At 39.5% G+C, this 18019-nt stretch carries 15 protein-coding genes; 5 read left to right on the top strand and 10 right to left on the bottom strand.

From position 1 onward, the window contains the following. Positions 1-200 precede the first annotated feature (200 nt). The 9 genes from IEE83_RS15875 to IEE83_RS15835 all read right to left on the bottom strand — a co-directional run bounded on the left by IEE83_RS15875 (position 201) and on the right by IEE83_RS15835 (position 13152). A complete protein-coding gene (locus IEE83_RS15875; RefSeq protein ID WP_194121517.1) occupies positions 201-1616 on the bottom strand; it encodes a TolC family protein in 1416 nt (471 codons plus the stop codon). A 12-nt stretch (positions 1617-1628) separates the two neighbouring features. After that, the gene (locus tag IEE83_RS15870; RefSeq protein ID WP_194121516.1) at positions 1629-4805 is read right to left on the bottom strand and encodes an efflux RND transporter permease subunit; all 3177 of its coding nucleotides are present in this window, start codon (positions 4803-4805) and stop codon (positions 1629-1631) included. A gap of 18 nt (positions 4806-4823) precedes the next feature. Next, the gene (locus tag IEE83_RS15865) at positions 4824-5948 is read right to left on the bottom strand and encodes an efflux RND transporter periplasmic adaptor subunit (RefSeq protein WP_194121515.1); all 1125 of its coding nucleotides are present in this window, start codon (positions 5946-5948) and stop codon (positions 4824-4826) included. Positions 5949-6199: 251 nt separating this feature from the next. Beyond that, positions 6200-8575 carry a GAF domain-containing protein gene (locus tag IEE83_RS15860; protein ID WP_194121514.1) on the bottom strand — a complete coding sequence of 792 codons (2376 nt, stop codon included), beginning with the start codon at positions 8573-8575 and terminating at the stop codon, positions 6200-6202. Positions 8576-8896: 321 nt separating this feature from the next. After that, the gene (locus tag IEE83_RS15855) at positions 8897-9907 is read right to left on the bottom strand and encodes a lipid A deacylase LpxR family protein (RefSeq protein ID WP_194121513.1); all 1011 of its coding nucleotides are present in this window, start codon (positions 9905-9907) and stop codon (positions 8897-8899) included. 162 nt (positions 9908-10069) lie between these two features. After that, positions 10070-10681, bottom strand: a complete 612-nt coding sequence (locus IEE83_RS15850) for an NADPH-dependent F420 reductase (RefSeq protein ID WP_194121512.1) — start codon at positions 10679-10681, stop codon at positions 10070-10072. 125 nt (positions 10682-10806) lie between these two features. Continuing rightward, a complete protein-coding gene (locus IEE83_RS15845; protein ID WP_194121511.1) occupies positions 10807-11472 on the bottom strand; it encodes a sterol desaturase family protein in 666 nt (221 codons plus the stop codon). 209 nt (positions 11473-11681) lie between these two features. Continuing rightward, positions 11682-12215, bottom strand: a complete 534-nt coding sequence (locus IEE83_RS15840; RefSeq protein ID WP_194121510.1) for a YceI family protein — start codon at positions 12213-12215, stop codon at positions 11682-11684. A 217-nt stretch (positions 12216-12432) separates the two neighbouring features. After that, positions 12433-13152 (bottom strand): SDR family oxidoreductase, encoded by a 720-nt coding sequence (locus tag IEE83_RS15835; protein WP_194121509.1) that lies wholly within the window; start codon positions 13150-13152, stop codon positions 12433-12435. A 197-nt stretch (positions 13153-13349) separates the two neighbouring features. Here IEE83_RS15835 and IEE83_RS15830 point away from each other — a divergent pair, with 197 nt between their 5' ends. Continuing rightward, on the top strand, positions 13350-13814 hold the full coding sequence (locus IEE83_RS15830; RefSeq protein ID WP_194121508.1) for a peroxiredoxin: 465 nt from the start codon (positions 13350-13352) through the stop codon (positions 13812-13814). Between the two features lie 330 nt (positions 13815-14144). Here IEE83_RS15830 and IEE83_RS15825 read toward each other — a convergent pair whose 3' ends face one another. Further along, positions 14145-15032 carry an SDR family oxidoreductase gene (locus IEE83_RS15825; RefSeq protein WP_194121507.1) on the bottom strand — a complete coding sequence of 296 codons (888 nt, stop codon included), beginning with the start codon at positions 15030-15032 and terminating at the stop codon, positions 14145-14147. A 166-nt stretch (positions 15033-15198) separates the two neighbouring features. Between IEE83_RS15825 and IEE83_RS15820 the strand changes: the two genes are divergently transcribed. The 4 genes from IEE83_RS15820 to IEE83_RS15805 all read left to right on the top strand — a co-directional run bounded on the left by IEE83_RS15820 (position 15199) and on the right by IEE83_RS15805 (position 18011). Then, positions 15199-16056: a helix-turn-helix domain-containing protein gene (locus IEE83_RS15820; protein ID WP_194121506.1), complete on the top strand. Its 858-nt coding sequence runs from the start codon at positions 15199-15201 to the stop codon at positions 16054-16056. A gap of 75 nt (positions 16057-16131) precedes the next feature. Next, on the top strand, positions 16132-16464 hold the full coding sequence (locus tag IEE83_RS15815; RefSeq protein WP_194121505.1) for a YegP family protein: 333 nt from the start codon (positions 16132-16134) through the stop codon (positions 16462-16464). 72 nt (positions 16465-16536) lie between these two features. Then, on the top strand, positions 16537-16968 hold the full coding sequence (locus IEE83_RS15810) for a MarR family winged helix-turn-helix transcriptional regulator (RefSeq protein ID WP_228101829.1): 432 nt from the start codon (positions 16537-16539) through the stop codon (positions 16966-16968). Between the two features lie 11 nt (positions 16969-16979). Further along, positions 16980-18011 (top strand): phosphotransferase, encoded by a 1032-nt coding sequence (locus IEE83_RS15805; protein WP_194121504.1) that lies wholly within the window; start codon positions 16980-16982, stop codon positions 18009-18011. The last annotated feature ends 8 nt before the right edge of the window (positions 18012-18019 follow it).

Below are 18019 nucleotides of genomic sequence, written 5' to 3'. Positions count from 1 at the left end.
GAGTTACACAGAGATTTCTTATATTACAAAAAATGCTGTCAGGAAGTCCCGACAGCATTTTTCTTTTATACATATTAATAATTAGTACAACCAGTTATCTGGCAATTTCTGGTTTGTTATCTTTTTTGAATTTCCATGCCCGCCAAATATTGCATTATACTTGGATATGAAGCAATTCAGATATTGTTTTAGATCTTTTTTCATTTCCATCCGCCTCCTAACGAACGATATAAGTCTACATTAGCACCAAGTTGAGCACGTTTGATAGCAACCAGTTCCAGCTCACCTTGCAATACATTGCTTTGCGCTGTGATCACTTCAAGATAATTGGCCATGCCGCTTTGGAACAATAAATTGGAATTAGTTATAGCTTGTTCAAGTGTTTTGACACGCGTTGCGGCGATATCTTCCTGTTCTTTTAATTTTTCAATTTTTACCAAAGCATCAGAAACTTCTCCAACCGCATAAAGCACTGATTGTCTGAATTGGATCACCGTTCTTTCACGTTCCACTTTTGAAACTTCGTACTGGGTTTTCAAAAGATTTCTCTGGAAAAGCGGTTGTGTGATTCCTCCTGATGCAAGGCCGAATAACGATGCAGGAATACTAAACCAGTTTGACGCTTTGAAAGAGTTAATCCCACCACTTGCTGTGATTACCAACGATGGATACATACTCGCCTTGGCAATACCCACATTTGCATTGGCAACATCCAACGCAAGTTCGACACGTCTGATATCCGGACGACGATTTAACATGGCTGTCGGTACGCCGGCTGACAAAGTTTTTGGAAAAGAAACCTGATCCAGATTGATGTCACGCTGTGTTCTGCCGGGCAATTCTCCTGCCAAAATACTAAGTGCATTTTCTTGCAGAATGATGCTTTGCTGCAATTGCGGGATCAGTTTTGCTGCGGTCAATCGCTGTGCTTCGGCTTGCTGGATGGCAAGGGAAGTTACTTGTCCGGAAGTAAACTGGAATCCGAAAATTCTTAGCGTGCTATCATTCAGCGCCAGATTTTTTTGTGCAATAGCAAGCTGTGCATCCAGCATCAAAAGATTGTAAAATCCTTGCGAAACGGTCGCAACAAGATTTGTCTGAATTGCGTTTTTTGCTTCAATCGTTTGCAGGTATTCAGCCAGTGCTCTTCCGTTTCTGTTGCGGATTTTGCCCCAGATATCGGCTTCCCATGACAAACCTACGTTTGCTGTGAAATCCTCAATATGTGAAGTTCCCAAAAATGAACTTGCACTCAAACCATTCAAACTGTTATCAGAAGGACGATTGGAGCCAACGGCAATGTTGAGATTGGCGCTGGGCAAGTATGCAAATTTCGTTTGTTTGAAAAGCAACTGCGCACTTTCGATATTTTTAAGAGCCACTTGCATATCGTAATTTTTTACGATTGCGCTGTCAAGTAATCTTTGAAGCGAAGCGTCTGTAAAAAAGCTGTCAAGCGGCAAATCTGCTATACTGATTGTGTCGGCTGCTGCGGCAGCATTCCTGAAATTCTCAGGTAATGCTGCATTAGGCGTTTCAACGTTTTTCGAGATTTTACAAGCGCTCAAAGCGGCCAGCAAAACAAGAAAGGATATTTTATTAACGTACTTTTTCATGATTGTTTTACTTTAAATTGCTTCGGCCATTTCATGAATTTCTTCATGTTTGACAGCTGCATGGGGTTCTCCTGTTACCAATTCCTGCAAGTATTGGAAGATGATGAACAAAACGGGAATAATAAATACGCCTAGGATAACTCCGGTAACCATACCACCTGCGGCGCCTATACTGATCGAGTGATTTCCTTGCGCCGATGGGCCCGTTGCTGTCATCATAGGAATCAAACCAACGACAAAAGCAAGAGAAGTCATGATGATCGGACGAAGACGAAGTTTGGCTGCTTCAATCGCTGCATGCAATAGTTGTTTTCCTGCTCTTCTTCTTTGAACAGCATATTCTACGATCAAAATCGCGTTTTTGGCAAGCAAGCCGATAAGCATAATCAGGGCAACCTGAACATAGATATTGTTTTCAATTCCAGTCAAACCAATCGCTGCAAATACTCCGAAAATTCCTGTTGGTATTGATAAAATAACAGCGAAAGGAAGAATATAACTTTCATACTGCGCAGCCAAAAGGAAGTACACAAACAGCAAACAAAGTGCAAAAACAACAACTGATTGTCCACCGGATGAAATTTCTTCTTTTGTCATCCCTGAGAATTCATACTTGAATCCGTTAGGCAGATTTTTAGCAGCAACTTCTTCCACCGCTCTGATCGCATCTCCTGAACTGAATCCTGGTTTTGCAATCGCATTGATTCCGATCGAGTTAAACAGGTTATATCGTGAAGCTGTTTCCGGACCGTAAACTCTTTTCAATTTGACCAAAGTATTAATTGGCACCATGTTACCAAGACGGTTTTTGACAAGCACACCATCCATGGAAGTTGGATCTGTACGGTCAGCTTTTTCCGCTTGTACCATCACGCGGTAATACTTTCCAAAACGGTTGAAATCAGATGCCTGTGAGCTACCAAAATATGCCTGCATCGTTTGCAGAATATCTTTTACATTAACGCTCAATTGTTCCGCTTTCACTTCATCAACCTCCATTTCAAGCTGAGGGTAATCGGCACGGAAAGCTGTAAAGGCTACTGCGATTTCCGGACGTTTCATCAATTCTCCGATGAAATTATTGGCAACTCCGCTGAACTTGTTAAGCGTTCCACCATTTCTGTCTTGCAGAACAAAATCAAGTCCGTCAACATTACTGAAACCAGGCACGGTAGGGAAGGTAAAGACGAAGAAATTAGCTCCTTTGATCGCGCTCAGTTTACCACGAATTTCATTCATGATCTCGTTGATATCTTTGGTTGCACCTCTTTCTTTTGCAGGTTTCAAAAGTACAAATGCTACGGCCGAAGAAGGGCTGGATGACTGCGTCAGAATATTAAAACCTGAAAGTCCCATCAATGTTTTCTTCGAATCCATCGAACCTAAAATCTGTTCAGCGCGATGGATTGCTTCTGTTGTTCTGTCAAGTGACGCACCAACTGGCATTGAAAGTGAAATTGCAATAAATCCTTGATCCTCAGAAGGGATAAAACCTGTTTTTGTAGTTTTAACCATATAGCCGGTGGCTATCACAACCAGCGCCAATGCGCCCATACTCAACCATCTGTAATGAATCAGGAATCTCAGACTGTTCACATATTTGTTGGTCAGTTTGTCAAAACCAACGTTAAACCCGATGAAGAATTTTTCCTTGAAGCTTTTCTTAACATAAACACCTGTTTCAGGATGATGTTCTTTCAGAAAAATCGCGCAAAGTGCAGGACTCAATGTCAAGGCGTTCACTGCGGAAATTACAATTGCAATGGCCAGCGTAAAGGCAAATTGTCGATAAAATACACCTGTTGAACCTTCAAGGAAACCAACCGGCAAAAACACAGCCGACATAATCAATGTAATCGAAATAATCGCACCTGTAATTTCACTCATCGCAGAAGTCGTTGCTGCTTTTGGCGACATACCTTTTTTCTCCATTTTTAAATGCACGGCCTCGACGACGACAATGGCGTCATCGACGACAATCCCGATGGCAAGTATAAGGGCAAAAAGTGTCAGAAGATTAATCGAAAATCCGAAAAGTGACATGAAAAAGAATGTTCCCAAAATCGCTACCGGTACTGCAATCGCAGGAATCAAAGTAGAACGGAAATCCTGAAGGAAAAGATATACAACAAGGAAAACCAGAATGAAAGCCTCGATTAAAGTATGTTCTACCTGCTCAATTGACTGATCCAGAGAATCTTTTGTATTGTAAAGGATCAAATATTTCATTCCTTTCGGGAAATCCTTTGAAGCTTTTACCATCAAATCCTGAATCGCAATCTGGATCTCGTTTGCATTCGATCCGGCAAGCTGCATAGAAGCAATATTGACACCTTGTTTTCCATTTACACGGGTAAAGTTTCCGTAAGTATAAGAACCAAATTCAATTCTTGCTACATCTTTCAATCTCAAAAGCGAACCGTCAGCGTTTGAACGAATGATGATATTTTCATATTCTTCCGGCTTGTTCAGTTTTCCTTTGTACTTGATTACGTACTCAAAAGATTCTGTACTGTTTTCTCCGAATTTACCCGGCGCAGCTTCAAGGTTTTTATCTTTAATCGAAGCCATTACTTCGGCTGGTGTCAGATTATAGGTGGCCAATTGACTAGGATTAAGCCAGACACGCATCGAATAATCTTTATTTCCACCAAAAATAAGCGACTGACCAACCCCTTTAATACGTTTGATTTCAGGAATAATATTGATCTGTGCATAGTTGGCAAGGAACGTCTGATCGTAAGTTGCTTCGTCTTCTGAATAAAGGTCAACAACCATTAAAAGACTGTTTTGCTGTTTTGCGGTCGTCACACCCGCCTGAACAACTTCCGCTGGTAACTGGCTTGTAGCCTGTGCAACACGGTTTTGAACATTCACCGCTGCCTGGTCCGGATTGGTACCCAGTTTGAAATAAACCGTGATCACCAAAGATCCGTCATTACTCGCCGTTGAGCTCATGTAGCTCATGTTTTCAACCCCGTTTATGGATTCTTCCAAAGAAGGAGCAACTGAGCGCAGAACAGTTTCAGCATTTGCACCTGGATAAAGTGCGGTAACCTGAACCGCAGGCGGAGCAATATCCGGAAACTGCTGCAAGGGTAAGTTTGTAAGTCCGAGCACACCGAGGATGACCAGCAATATGGAAATTACGGTGGCTAAGACAGGTCTGTCTATGAATTTCTTAAACATGATTTTGACTTTAAGTTTTTAATTTTGGGCAAGAGCCGGTTTTGCTTTTTCAGGCGTAATCGCAGTACCTTCCTGTAAAATGTCAAGGCCTGAGAAAACAATTCTGTCACCCGCTTTGACACCATCTTTTACCAGATAATTCTTGCCGCTTTTCCCAACAATGGTGATCGGAATTTTCTTCACTTTATTGTCTGACGATACAGTATATACGAACACTTTGTCCTGCATTTCAATTGTTGCCGACTGAGGTACCAGAATTGCAGAATCATGTTGGAGGCTCAATCTTACTTTTCCAGTATTTCCGGAACGCAACAGACCTTGCGCATTTTTAAAAGTCGCACGCATTGTGATCGCACCGGTGTTTTTATCAAACTGTCCATCGATCATATCAATTTTTCCTTGTATCGGATAAACGGTCTGATCAGCCAGAAGAAGTGAAATCGGTTCCAGTTTTTTCAATTTGTCATTCAAAGTTGCTCCGCTGTATTGTTTTTTGAAATTGATGAAATCATCTTCTCCAAGTGCGAAGTAAACATGAACTTCCTGAATATCTGAAAGTTGAGTCAATGCTTCCGGATCAGTGGGTGAGACCAGACTTCCTTTTTTCTTTGGAAATCTTCCAACAAATCCGTTAACCGGCGCTTTTACTGTGGCATATCCAAGATTGATCTGAGCCGTTCCTACCATTGCTTTTGCCTGTTCAACATTGGCAAGTGCCACACTATTAGCTGCTTTCGCAGATTTAAGCTGATAATCAGAAATTACTTTATTTGCTACCAGCGGTGTGAATTTGTCTATTTCAAGCTGCGTATTGATTACCGATGCATTTGCAGCGCTCAAACTTGCCTTTGCATTGTTAAGCTGCTCGCGGAAAGGCTGGTCGTTGATTTTGAAAAGTGGCTGACCTGCTTTTACATAAGCGCCTTCGTCAACAAAAACTTTTTCAAGGTATCCGGCTACCTGCGGGCGGATTTCCACATTTACAGTTCCTTCAACCGAAGCTGGATATTCCTGATATGTTGTGGCAAGTCCTGATGTAATTTCAACAACGGGTAAGGTTGGTGGGGGAGGTGTTGTTGGAGCCTCCTGTTTTGGTGCACATCCGTAAAGGAAAATAGCAAGTGCTAAAAGAATATTTTTCATGATTGCGGTATTAGTATTAATTAAAAAATTGTGTTTTCTGAATTGGAGATTTGTCACTCTTTTATAGGTTTTGAGTAATAATGTTTATTTTGGAATGATCGTTCAATAATTTTACGATATCTTCGAAAAAAGTTTTAATTCATGTTAAATAAGAATCTGGGTGCTGTTTTTGTCAGGAAATTCCTGATGTTAATTTATTGTGAAAGTACTTTTTGAAATAAGATTTTGGACCTTTGGTTTGTAGCCGCGCTTTAATTTTGCAAATGTTTTACACCGATCCTCAAAGCTTTCAGACCAATAACACCTTGCAATTCTTCGAGTTCAAGATATTCAAGATTATCGTCAAGCAATCCCATTTGCTGTAAATCGCTGATGTATTCAACATATTCGTCAGCTTCATGGTCGTTGAAATAAACCAGTGCGATTTTTCCAGGTTGTGTCAGTCGTTCGCGGCTTTCACTTACAAGTGCTTTGTCAATCCGTTTTTTGATGATTTCGTATCGAATATTATAGGCTCCTTCCACATCAAATCTTCTTTCATCATTTCTGAAATTGATATTGATCGGGTTGGAATGAATAAATATCATCTGCGTGGTTCTGAGCGGCTTTTCCATTTGCGGCAAAAGCTTTTCAGTTAACCTTGCGATTTCAGCCATGGAAGTTAATTGCCACAAACGCAGGTTTTTCAGATAAATCTCGTCAAACTGTTTTTCCGGCGCCATCGATTGCCCGATATACATATCATATTCAATACCATCCGTTCTGAATTTTTCAAAATAAAACGGATAAGCCGATTTTAAGGATTTCTGAGCATTATCTATGTAAGCTGCCACTGACGTGTTGATCAGCTGAAGAGAACTTTCCAGTTTTCTTCGGTTTTCAAAAGCAAGTCCTGATGCTTCGTCCAGCGCTGCAAAATAGAAATCAACGATATCTTTTACGATCGGATATTCTTCTGCTACACGGTTCAAAAACGGATTAACTTCGGCAGCCAAAAAACGGTTTAATGCAATTTCATCCGCGGACGACATGTATTCGTTAATTTCCGAAGACCATTTATCGCAGGCACAAACAAATATCTCGCCAGTTTCTGTTTTTATAACTTTTTTAACCGATGTTAAGGTTTCTAAAAGTAAGGCAAGCTGATTTTTGATGTCTTCTTTAACAGCCCGGTTACGTTCAAAAGTTGAATTTCTTATATCAATTGCTCCATACAAGGGATGAACTTTTTCAAATGTAACTGTTTCTATATCAGCTATTTCTTTTTTGCCAATGCTGTTTTCAAGATAATGCCATGCCGCTTGGTTAAATTTCCATTGTACCGAGGGTTGAAGTGGCGTAAACTTGTCGCGGATAATTGTTTCAATTTTCGCATCAAATTCCTCCGTACTATATTTCAATAATTGGGCAACAAGCGGAAGTGCGGTTTGAAGTCTTGAAAAAATCGCATCGTCAAGTAAAACGTCATCTTTTGAAAATACTTCCAGAATACCCGCCATCTTTTTGTTATAAAAAACAGGAACGAGCGCATAAGAAGATATTCCTTCTGCAAGAAGTAATTTAAAAATAGGATGTTCGGATTGTGCGCTATTTGACAAATCGTTTAAAACGACCGTTTCCGGGTTAGCAAAATATTCGTTAACCATCATTTCAAAAGCTTCCTGCGACATGCCATATTTTTTGGCAGCCTCTACAACCATGCTTTGTGAACATTCCGCTTTAGCGACAACAAACTTTCCGTTAATTTGAAAAGAAGGTATCAGTCCAAAATCAATCTTGTCATTTCCAGCCAGTGTTTTTAGTGCCTGGATGACTGATTCATTTTTACACGCATGATATTCATGATTAACCAAAACATCTCTGATCACTTGCGTGGCCTGGGAAGCGGTTACGTCTATCATTGTGATTACCGAAAAACCTTCAAACCGGAAGTTTTTCAATGGTAATAACACTTCAAGCTGCGTAGTATCGGCTCCTTCCAAAAGGTAAGGTTCCAAGGCTTTGTAATCAAGATTTGGCAATTTTCCTTTTGGCTGAATATCGATGAAACGGGTATCAGTATAAATCGAATAGAATTTGGGCAGATTTGTTGCTGCATCTGTGTATTGATACAAAACCTCATTTTTAGCATGCGTCGGTATTTTGTAAAGACGATCAAGAATAAGTCTGTACAAATACTGCGTCTGCTGGTTTTTATATAGTTCTACCGGGCTGATTGTGACATCAGGGCCGGATGAAGTTTGCTGGGTCAGAAAATTGTAAAATCCGTCTGTGCTGAAAAATATCTTATCAGGAATTGGTGTGCTCAATGCCCAGAAATGCTCTTTTTCATTCGTAGCCAAAGGCGTCAGAATCATGTAGACCAATTCCATCAGCTCCTTATAGCTTGCTGAATCCCGGATCATAACAGCAGATCCTTTTGTCTCATTTTCAAATTTGCTGATTACATACCGGTAAAATTCAGATTTTACGGAAGGCTGATCTTTCAGCATATTTTTCAAATGCGCCACAAACGGCCGGAAAGATAAAGCAGGTTCCATTGCAGCAGGCCTGAAATCATTATTTTTGATTTCAAAGGATTTCCGCTGTATGGAAGATTGGTCGGTATAAGATTTAGCCAGATACATTTCCTTTTGCTTTACACTTGGTTTTTAGATCTCCTTTATCCGGTGGCTGAATTCGGGATATAAATAGATAAGCGATATTATTGAATGATCGTTCCAGATGTGAGGATTAATATTGTAATAATTCAAAATTCCTTTAAATAGTTAAATTTTTTAATAGAAGGATTAAATAATTTATGCAATTTCGTTATTTGAAATTGATAGGTATTTTTGTATGTAACCATTAGATACAATAATGAATACTATCGAATAAGTATATACGTTATTGGTTTTTAGCTTCTAATAATTAAATAAAATCTTCCCATCGACTTATTTAACATTGATTTACCAGCAAAAGTAGAGCGAAATATTGCCAACGTTGTGGCTATATAGTCCTTTGTTATAAGCCGTACTAGGTTTTTGTGTGTAGGAAATGCTGAAATTACCTTTGTTTATTACGGCGCCAAAATCCATTTCGGCCAGGTAATGATTTATATTGGAAGTGAAAGCTGGCTCCGTTTCTCGTTCCAATTCGGTTTTTCTTTGAATACCGCCGTGCATAATGGCGTTGCTTGCCAGCAAGGTCAGTTTTGGTTTTATAAAGAAGTAAAACTGCATTTTCTTTTTAGTATCGCCGGTTGTGGTTGTACTGAACTGGCTGATAAAGCCATTAAAATAAGGATTTATTTTTCCAATACGAATTAAGGGATATATTGTAAGGGAATTGGTCATGGTACCCGCTGATATTTGGGCGCCTCCGATAATTTCTGCAAACTTTTTAATTCCTGCCAATTGCTTTTCGGCTGCAAAATTCAGATTTATTAAAGCTTTTGAATTACACTGATTTTGCCACCCCATGGGTTTTTCGTCGTTTATAACATGATGGATCCATTCCTGTGTTTGTTTGGCAAATGAAGCAGGGCCACGCATTCCGGCAATCAGTTCGGTCTGAAAATTATATTTTTTCTCTTGGTTGGAAGAAAACAGCGAGTGCGTTATGAAAAGCGCTCCCGAGTATGGATAATCGTTTGACTGATATTCAGGAATGGTTAGATTATTTGGTGTGATCATGATTTGCATTACCGACCAGCCGTAAGTATCAACACTGTTTTTACCGGCTTTGGGCATCAGGTAATCAATTGGCAATTTGGAAGGACTTTTTCTTTGATAAAAAATATCCAGTCTGACTCCGTTAGTGTAAGCCCTGTCGGTCCCGTCACCGCGAATATTTAGAAAATCATTGTCTTCATAAAACCTGAATATTCTTGTTGGTTCCGGCGACTGAGCGTTTGCAGACGAAGTATTCTTCAGGGTAAGAAGCAATGAAAAAAACAGAAGATTTAGAATTTTTTTCATATCTGCTTAGATGAAATTTTATCTGATAAAATAGTTAATAGTATGGCCGAAGTGATAAAGCCGATAGGCTAAAAAAGTGCGGTCAAAACAGATAATAGTAATTTGAGAAGAGGATTTATCTGGCGATAAGAATCAGATTTCTTGACAACAAAACTGAAAATTTTAAAAAGACGGTTGCATATGCAGCAAATGTAAGTGAGCGAGCGGTCCGCCAAGTTGCTGCATTCTGCCTCCGTTGACCAGGTTTCCTAAATCGACTGGCGCGAAACCTATTCTTTTAACAATTTCCGAACATTGTTTTTTGGCATACCGGTCATCACCCGACATGAAGATCACCCGCTTTCCGTGTTCTTCCTGTCGGTGGTTTTCAAGCAGCTTGTAATAAATTGTATTAAATGCTTTGACGAGTCGGGCACCCGGAACCAGTTCTGCCACCAATTCACTGGACGTTTTTTCGCCAAGGTCCGCCGCATTAGCAAAAGGTTCAAAAGCCAGGGATGGGTTGGTAGCATCAATGACGATTCGCCCGTCCCAAGGCGGCAGATTTGCAAGTGCCTGTGGCAAGTGAGCCCATTGTACTGCGAGCAAAACAATTTTAGCCTGTGCAGCTTCCTGCGTCGTAACGGCCTGAATGCCGGATCCAAGATCGTTAATCAGCCCTTGCATGGATTGTGGTCCGCGGCTGTTACTGATCGCTACCTGATAGCCGGATTTGATAATTTGTCTGGCAAAAGCTTTCGCGATTCTGCCAGCTCCAATGATTCCGATTGTCATGATGATTGCTTTTTGTGAGAGAGTAAAATCTTTCGCTGACTATAACTAACAAAACAAAAATACAATCTAACACGCTGATATAAAATAGCTTAATGACGGTTGTTGATGTATATATGATTGCTGCCCTAATCAGCAAATTGCTTGTTATCCGCGCGCACCTTTTCTTTTTTTCTGGCAAAGTCGGAAAGGAAAATTTTATCCCAGAAAACGGAACTGACGCCGTATCCTTTGTGTGCATCTGCATAATGATGCAGCATGTGGTGATCTTTTAATTTTTTCCAGTATTTGTTTTTAAAATTGGCATGGTGAAAAGCATAATGCATCATGTCATAACAAAGATAGCCGGTGATAAAAGCGGAGAAAAAAGCAGCCAGCTGAGCCTGATCAAGAAACAGGGAGAACAAAAAATAAAACCCTGTTGAAAGCGGAATACTTACCGAAGGCGGAAGCACCAGCCGCTGCGCATCGCTTGGATAGTCGTGATGAACACCGTGAAATATAAAATGAATTCGCTCCATCCACTTTACACCGGGTATCGGTTCAAGATGGAAAATAAAGCGATGCATGACGTATTCTGTAAGCGACCAGATAAATAATCCAAGCATATAATAGCTCAGAAATGGAACCAGAGGCATTTTTTGCACCACAAGTGCCTGATAAGTGAAGTAAATTATAACAGGAATGAAAATAAAAAGCGGCACAGAAAAGTGCACTTTGGAAAGTGATTCCAGAAAATTGCTTTTGAACATCCTGACAGAATCTTTCGAATTTGAAATGTAGTTTCGGGCCATCTCAGTTTATACTTTTTTTAGATTTTGTGTTTATTATTACGCAAGAGAAGCAGTGATGCAGCAGCTATTTTTTTCTGGCACGAAGTGAATTCTTACGGCGGATTTTAGCAAAAGAATCGCGCCAAAGTTTAACAGAATTTGGTAAAAAACCAGGTTACCGACCTTTTAAAATACTTTTTCTTTGTTTTGGTCAATATTCCAAAACCAGATTAAAGAATTTTAATCAGCTGAATTTCTGCATTGAACCTTATTTCATCTCCAATGGCCAAAATTCTTAATTCAGAAATCGAGTGACAAGTTAAATCGTAGTCTTTCCTGCTTATTTTGCCCTGAGCAGAAAAACCGACTTTTGTATTTCCGTCAGGTTCGACAATTTTGCCGCTAAATTCTATTTGAAGTGAAATGGGTTTGGTAACATTTCTGATCGTTAGGCTGCCACAGAGTTTATCTTCGTCCTGTTGGTTTTCATATTTTTTACCAACAAATTTGAGTTGTCCGAATTGCTCTTCGTCAAAGAAAATATTTGATTTCAAGAATTCATCTCTCTGTTGATCTGCTGTGTCCAGTGAATTGATATCAGCGGTGAAAACGATTCCATAAAATCTCGTAAAATCGTCATCCTCGGTTGCTACTTCCAGTTTTATCTTTCTGAAATATCCTGTAACATTATCAAGAAGCAAATGGGAAGCATTGAAAAGTACCTCGCTTGTTTCGGGGTCGGCAATCCATTTAGTTGTGGCCATGATAGAAATAATTGTAGGATAGTTAAAAAGTTACCCTCACAAATATCAGTTTTGGAAATACTTTAATAAATGGCTAATCAAAGGTTAAAGATGTATATATGCCAGCTATCATTACTTATTAAATTAACAAATGGTTACATTTCATGAAAAAGTGAAATGTAACCATTTATTGAAATGTTAATTAGGAATTTGCTACGTTGAATTGCTAATTCTGGTTTTAAACCAGAACGGCGCCTCCGTCAACAACAATTACCTGTCCTGATATAAATTCTTCTTTCATCAGAAAAAGGTAAGCCTTTGCAAGGTCATCACTCTCGCCAACCCGTTTAACAAGCAATGAGTTTCCAATATTTTCATACATCGACTCACGGTCGTCTTCCGGTATGCTTGTCCATAAATTTGTTTTGACTACCCCCGGTGAAACTGCATTAACCCGTATAGGAGAAAGCTCGACGGCAAAGGCCCTGGTAAGTCCTTCCATTGCACCACAAATACTGGCGCCCAATGACCAGCCTGCGCCGGGACGTAAACTGGCAATGCCCCCTGTAAGAACAATGGAACCACCTGGTTTAATGAATTTGCTTCCATATTTTACAGCCATAACAGCGCCCCAATATCTCAGATTGAAATAATTTCGTGCATTGTCAATTTCCAAATCATCCAGATTTATCAGCTGTATCGCTTCCCCCGCGGTGTAAACGAGGTGATCGAATTCTCCAATGCTGTTAAAAAATGAAATAATCGCTTTTTCGCTTGAAAGATCCAGCATATAACCTTCTGCATCTGATGGCAATTGCAACAATGCATTGTCAACACTGGATCCTCTGCTGGATGCGACAACAACTTTTGCTCCTTCTTTTGCAGCGGCCTGTGCCGTAGCGAAACCCAATCCGGAAGTGCCTCCCAGCAGCACGATCCGTTTTCCATTTAAGTCCATTTTCTTATCGTTTTTTATTGAATTTTGACGGATCAAAGGTGCCGGAAAGACGTGGGCTTACACTTAACAAATGGTAAAAAGCAACCGGAGAAGAAATTAATTTCATTCAAACGATTTTAACATAGGTGAAATTTATTGATCCGGATTCTGCGGAGTTTTGCCTCATCACAAATAAACAAATACTAAAAAACAAGATCATGAAAAACGAAACCCTTACAACAGGAAATTTGGTACCTGCTTTTGTTCTTAAAGACCAGGATGGAAATACTTTTTCGAGTGCCGATTATTTAGGTAAGAAAAAGATGGTTATTTACTTTTATCCAAAAGATGAAAGTGCAATCTGTACAAAAGAAGCTTGTGCTTTCCGCGACAGTTATGCCGATTATCAGGATGCAGGTGCCATAGTTGTCGGAATAAATTCCGGGTCAATTGAAAGTCACAAGAAATTCCAAACACATCACCGTTTGCCATTTACATTACTAAGTGATCCGGATAATCAAGTGCTTAAATCTTTTGGTATTAAAAATGTGCTTTTCCTCACCGGGCGGGAAAGCTTCGTAGTAGATTTAAATGGAGAAATCGCTTTTAAATTCCGTGGGTTTTTGAACGGAAATGAGCATTCCGAGAAAGTTTTGGAATTTTTAAATTCAACGAATTTTTAATTACAGAATTAAATCCTAAAAAATATTTAAAAAGTTTAACAGTAGAAAACATTCTACAAATAAAAGTTATTAATACTACTTATTTTGAAGAATTGCTTACGTACTTTTGCCCCCGTTCTAATATACATTATTGTATTTAAGCACAGTTCCTTTATTCTTTCTTCTGGAAAAAGGAATACAAAACGTTGAGTGTAATGCATAACACCTACCTTGAACTCAAAGTAGGTGTTTTTTTGGGTACAAAACCTAAATTTTGGAATTCATTTAATGGCTTGCCTGTCTGATTTCATTGCGTCAAAATTCCGGTTTTATGAGTAATTGAAATCGGTATCAGGCTGAAAACATAGAAGCATAATCTTTTACAAAATAATCAAAACTTTTTGCTTCGTTTCCAATGGCTTCCCGGACGCCAAACTTCACTTCCGAAGCTTCGCCAAGTTTGTAATGTGCATAATCTTCAACCAGTCCTTCGGCTTGCCATTCAGGAAAGCCAACATGTAAAAGTGTTTGTTTTAAAGCTTTTGGGGTGATATCAATAAACTCAATTTTTCGGCCAAGCGTGGCTGAAAGTTTTTCCGCCATTTCATGATGCGTCAGCGATTCAGGTCCGGTAAGATTGTAGATTTTACCTTCATGACCAGGCGAAGATAAAACTTCTCCGGCCACAGCTGCGATATCGCGGGTATCGACAATGCTGATTTTTGCATTACCTATTGCTCCGAAAAACTGATTTTGTTTGATGATGGTTTCACGAAAACCCAGAAGTCCCTGCATAAATAAATTTGGTCTTAAAAATGTGTAAGCCATTCCGGATTCTTTGATCAGATTTTCAATGACAGCATGGTATCTCAAAAAGCGGACGGGAGAATTAATATCCGCAGCCCACTGCGAAAGTTTTACAATGTGTTTTACACGGGCATCGGCGGCTAAATTGACAAACGTGGCTTGTTGCTGTTCAGCCTGTTCGGAGGAATTTGTCAGTAAAAATGCCTTTTCTATTCCTTTTAACGCATTTTGCAACGATTCTGGATTGTTAAAATCTCCTGAAATAACTTCTGCACCGGAGAAATTTAAGCCTTCAAAATCTTGCAAGTTATCCATCGAACGTACCATCGCCCTGAACGGAATTCCTTTTGAAGCTAAATGTTTTGTGAGCTCTTTTCCGATATTTCCTGTGGCGCCTGTGATAAGAATACTGGCTGATGTGGATTGTGACATGTTTTTTAATTTAGATGATAAATGATTTATATGTCAAAAGTATCACAGCGTTTCAACTGGAAATTGTAAGAAAACGAAATCCGGTTTTTTGGAAAGTCTTCAAGCTAATTATTTCTTACTTTCACTGTCCGTTATTTTAAAAATTCATACACAAAGCAGTCTGAAATTGAAAAAGCCAGAACCTTACGGAATTCATATTGATGTAGAAGCGCCACTGAATGAGGTGGTTAAGCACATATACTGCATTCGGACTCCTGTGGATTTTCAAACTACATCCCAGCATTTATCTCCAAATCTGGAAATGATGCTGGTTTTTAATTTTGGAAAAGCGTTAAACTTTTCTTTTGCTGACGATCCATTTACAGGTTTGCAAATGGATAAAGTTGCGGTGATCGGGCCGCTGAGGAAAATGCTTAAATATGAATTGCTGCCTGAAACAAATCTGATCGTAGTGGTTTTTAATCCGCAAGGTTTTTACAGATTAATGCAGCTTCCGATGGACGAAATAGGGGAGAATGATCTGATTGATCCGGATGAATTATTACAGATTGAAGGTTTTCACGCCCTCTGGGAGTTGTTGGCTAATCTGCCTTTATTGGAAGAAAAAATAAAATTACTGAAAGAATACGGACGCAATTTTTTTCAGGATCCTGATCCCGCCTCGTCTCCGTTGTTAAAAGGAATGGATTATTTCCAAAATACGTCAATTCAGCCTGTACGTGCCATAGCCATGGATTCGGATCTTTCTGAACGGACCATTCAGCTGCGTTTTAAAAAATACCTGGGTTATTCGCCAAAGGAACTGCTCCGGTTTTTACGTTTTAAAAAAGTGATAAACAGTATTTTAAATCTTGAAAATCAGGAGGTTGATTGGTATGGACTAATCGAAGAATTTGGCTATCACGACCAAAGTCATCTGATTAAAGATTTTCATCATTATCTGGGTACAACGCCGCATAAGTTTGTCAGGGAAATTGTCGGGAAGGAGTTTTGTGTGAGCCGGGAAGGTAAATTTTACCTCTGAAAAGGAATTCTGTAATTGTGATAATACGGGAATATTAAGTTAACTAGCGCCATTTCTCAGCTTAACTTACCCGTAATGGCGAATTTTCAGGTCTTTAAAAGCAACACAAAAAACCAGTATTATTATCTTTTAAAGGCAACCGGAAATTCCCGGTTAATTCTCTCCGGTGAAGGATTTTCTTCTAAACAAAAATGCCTGGATGCCATAAAATATATCCGTGAGAATGCGGAGAATGATGATTTCTACGAAAGAACAAGCAGTTATCTAAATTACATTTTCGTGGTAAAAGCAGCTGATGGAAGCGTGATTGGTAAAGGCGAACATTATACGATTGAAAGCGCAAGAGAAAATAGCATCGAAATGATTAAAAGCGGTTTGGAAAAAGCAGTTGTTCAGGATTTCTGTTGATGATGGATGCCGGGAGTTTGATTACAACAATCAAATTTTATATACTTGTAAAATCATTGATTAGTCAAGCACATGTCAAACATTAATAATTCGCTCACGGTTTTGATGAATCTGGCGAAAATCCAAGCCATTGTTTCACGGCGTTTTGATCGTTTGAATATGCATGGAATAGGGTTTACGGATTTTATGATTTTGTACTTCTTAAACCAGTCGGCCGGACAAAGTATGCGCCGTATCGATCTGGCAGAAAAAGCGGGAATAACTGCCTCGGGTATAACCAGGATACTTTTGCCTTTGGAAAAAATCGGACTTGTGAGCAGGGAACTTAACGAGAGGGATGCGCGGGTAAGCTATGTATTACTAACGGAAGCGGGAAAACAGCTGTTTAATGAAGCAAGCGAAACCGCTAATGCATTGGCAGCCGAGATAATACCTGCTGAAAAATTAATAAATAACGTGGCGTTGGCCGAATTACTGATACAATTAGGAGGCAATATTAATTGAAACAGAGACTGATGGAAACTTCATTTTTACCAACAACAATACCAGCTGCAAAATTGAAAGCAGTAGAAATGGCATTGCTGGAAACATTTGGTGATATAAATCTTACTGACGTTACTCCGCTTAAAGGCGGACTTTCCGGTTCCCTGGTTTTCAAGATTGCCATGGATGACCAGAGTTATATTTTAAAAATCGCTATGGATGAAAGTCCGGTTTTAGATGACAATTCATTCAATTGTCTGGAAATTGCTTCTCAGGCTGGTGTGGCGCCGGCTATTTTTTATATTGATAGGAGGGAAGGGATATCCATCACAGCATTTATCACGAACGTGCCTTTACGTGCCGTTTTTAATTCACCGGATTCATTGTTGCCTGAGCTTGCAAAAACGATCAGGCAAATACATCAAATGCCACTTTTTGAAAAGGAAAATAATTTACTGCTGACAGTTGATACACTTGTTACCAATTTTAGAAATTCAGGAATGCTGGCAGGGCCGGAAGTGAACGAAAGTTTGCATTATTTTGATATGATCCGGAAACATTATCCCTGGCATGAAGGTGATAATGTTTCCAGTCATAATGATTTAAATCCAAGTAACATTACCAGTGATGGAGAAAAAATCTGGGTTATAGATTGGGACATGGCGTCTCAAAGTGACCGTTATGTTGACCTTGCCATCGTCGCAAATTTTTTCGTGCATACGGATGAAGATGAAAGACTTTTCCTGGAAAATTACTTTGGTTCCGCTCCGGATGAATATAAAAAAGCCAGATTTTTTTTGATGCGACAAACTTGCCGGATTATATATGCCGCACTGATGTTTAAACTGGCGGATAAATTGAAACCAGCCGGAGAGGAGCATAACGCTGACATGCAGGTTCCCGATCTAAAAGAGATAGGCGAGCGGATGCGTGCAGGTACTATGCAATTATCATCGTATGAAGGTCAGTTGATTTATGGAAAAGCAATGATAAACGAAGCATTGAAAAAAATGCAATCTCCGCGATTCAATAAATCGCTAAAAGATATGGAACAGGCTGGTTAACTACCGAA

The organism is Dyadobacter subterraneus (assembly GCF_015221875.1).
In the GTDB taxonomy this organism is placed as follows: Bacteria; Bacteroidota; Bacteroidia; order Cytophagales; family Spirosomataceae; genus Dyadobacter; species Dyadobacter subterraneus.
The sequence above is the reverse complement of the archived record's forward strand: the minus strand, read 5'-3'. Positions and strand labels throughout refer to the sequence as shown.

What these genes read in the sequence shown, in the direction of transcription:
- IEE83_RS15835 (WP_194121509.1), bottom strand. Translation starts at nt 13,152, where the DNA reads ATGGACTTAAATGGAAAACGGATCGTGCTGCTGGGAGGCACTTCCGGA.
- IEE83_RS15815 (WP_194121505.1), top strand. Translation starts at nt 16,132, where the DNA reads ATGGCGAATTTTCAGGTCTTTAAAAGCAACACAAAAAACCAGTATTAT.
- IEE83_RS15850 (WP_194121512.1), bottom strand. Translation starts at nt 10,681, where the DNA reads ATGACAATCGGAATCATTGGAGCTGGCAGAATCGCGAAAGCTTTTGCC.
- IEE83_RS15860 (WP_194121514.1), bottom strand. Translation starts at nt 8,575, where the DNA reads ATGTATCTGGCTAAATCTTATACCGACCAATCTTCCATACAGCGGAAA.
- IEE83_RS15855 (WP_194121513.1), bottom strand. Translation starts at nt 9,907, where the DNA reads ATGAAAAAAATTCTAAATCTTCTGTTTTTTTCATTGCTTCTTACCCTG.
- IEE83_RS15845 (WP_194121511.1), bottom strand. Translation starts at nt 11,472, where the DNA reads ATGGCCCGAAACTACATTTCAAATTCGAAAGATTCTGTCAGGATGTTC.
- IEE83_RS15810 (WP_228101829.1), top strand. Translation starts at nt 16,537, where the DNA reads ATGTCAAACATTAATAATTCGCTCACGGTTTTGATGAATCTGGCGAAA.
- IEE83_RS15840 (WP_194121510.1), bottom strand. Translation starts at nt 12,215, where the DNA reads ATGGCCACAACTAAATGGATTGCCGACCCCGAAACAAGCGAGGTACTT.
- IEE83_RS15825 (WP_194121507.1), bottom strand. Translation starts at nt 15,032, where the DNA reads ATGTCACAATCCACATCAGCCAGTATTCTTATCACAGGCGCCACAGGA.
- IEE83_RS15805 (WP_194121504.1), top strand. Translation starts at nt 16,980, where the DNA reads ATGGAAACTTCATTTTTACCAACAACAATACCAGCTGCAAAATTGAAA.
- IEE83_RS15830 (WP_194121508.1), top strand. Translation starts at nt 13,350, where the DNA reads ATGAAAAACGAAACCCTTACAACAGGAAATTTGGTACCTGCTTTTGTT.
- IEE83_RS15865 (WP_194121515.1), bottom strand. Translation starts at nt 5,948, where the DNA reads ATGAAAAATATTCTTTTAGCACTTGCTATTTTCCTTTACGGATGTGCA.
- IEE83_RS15870 (WP_194121516.1), bottom strand. Translation starts at nt 4,805, where the DNA reads ATGTTTAAGAAATTCATAGACAGACCTGTCTTAGCCACCGTAATTTCC.
- IEE83_RS15875 (WP_194121517.1), bottom strand. Translation starts at nt 1,616, where the DNA reads ATGAAAAAGTACGTTAATAAAATATCCTTTCTTGTTTTGCTGGCCGCT.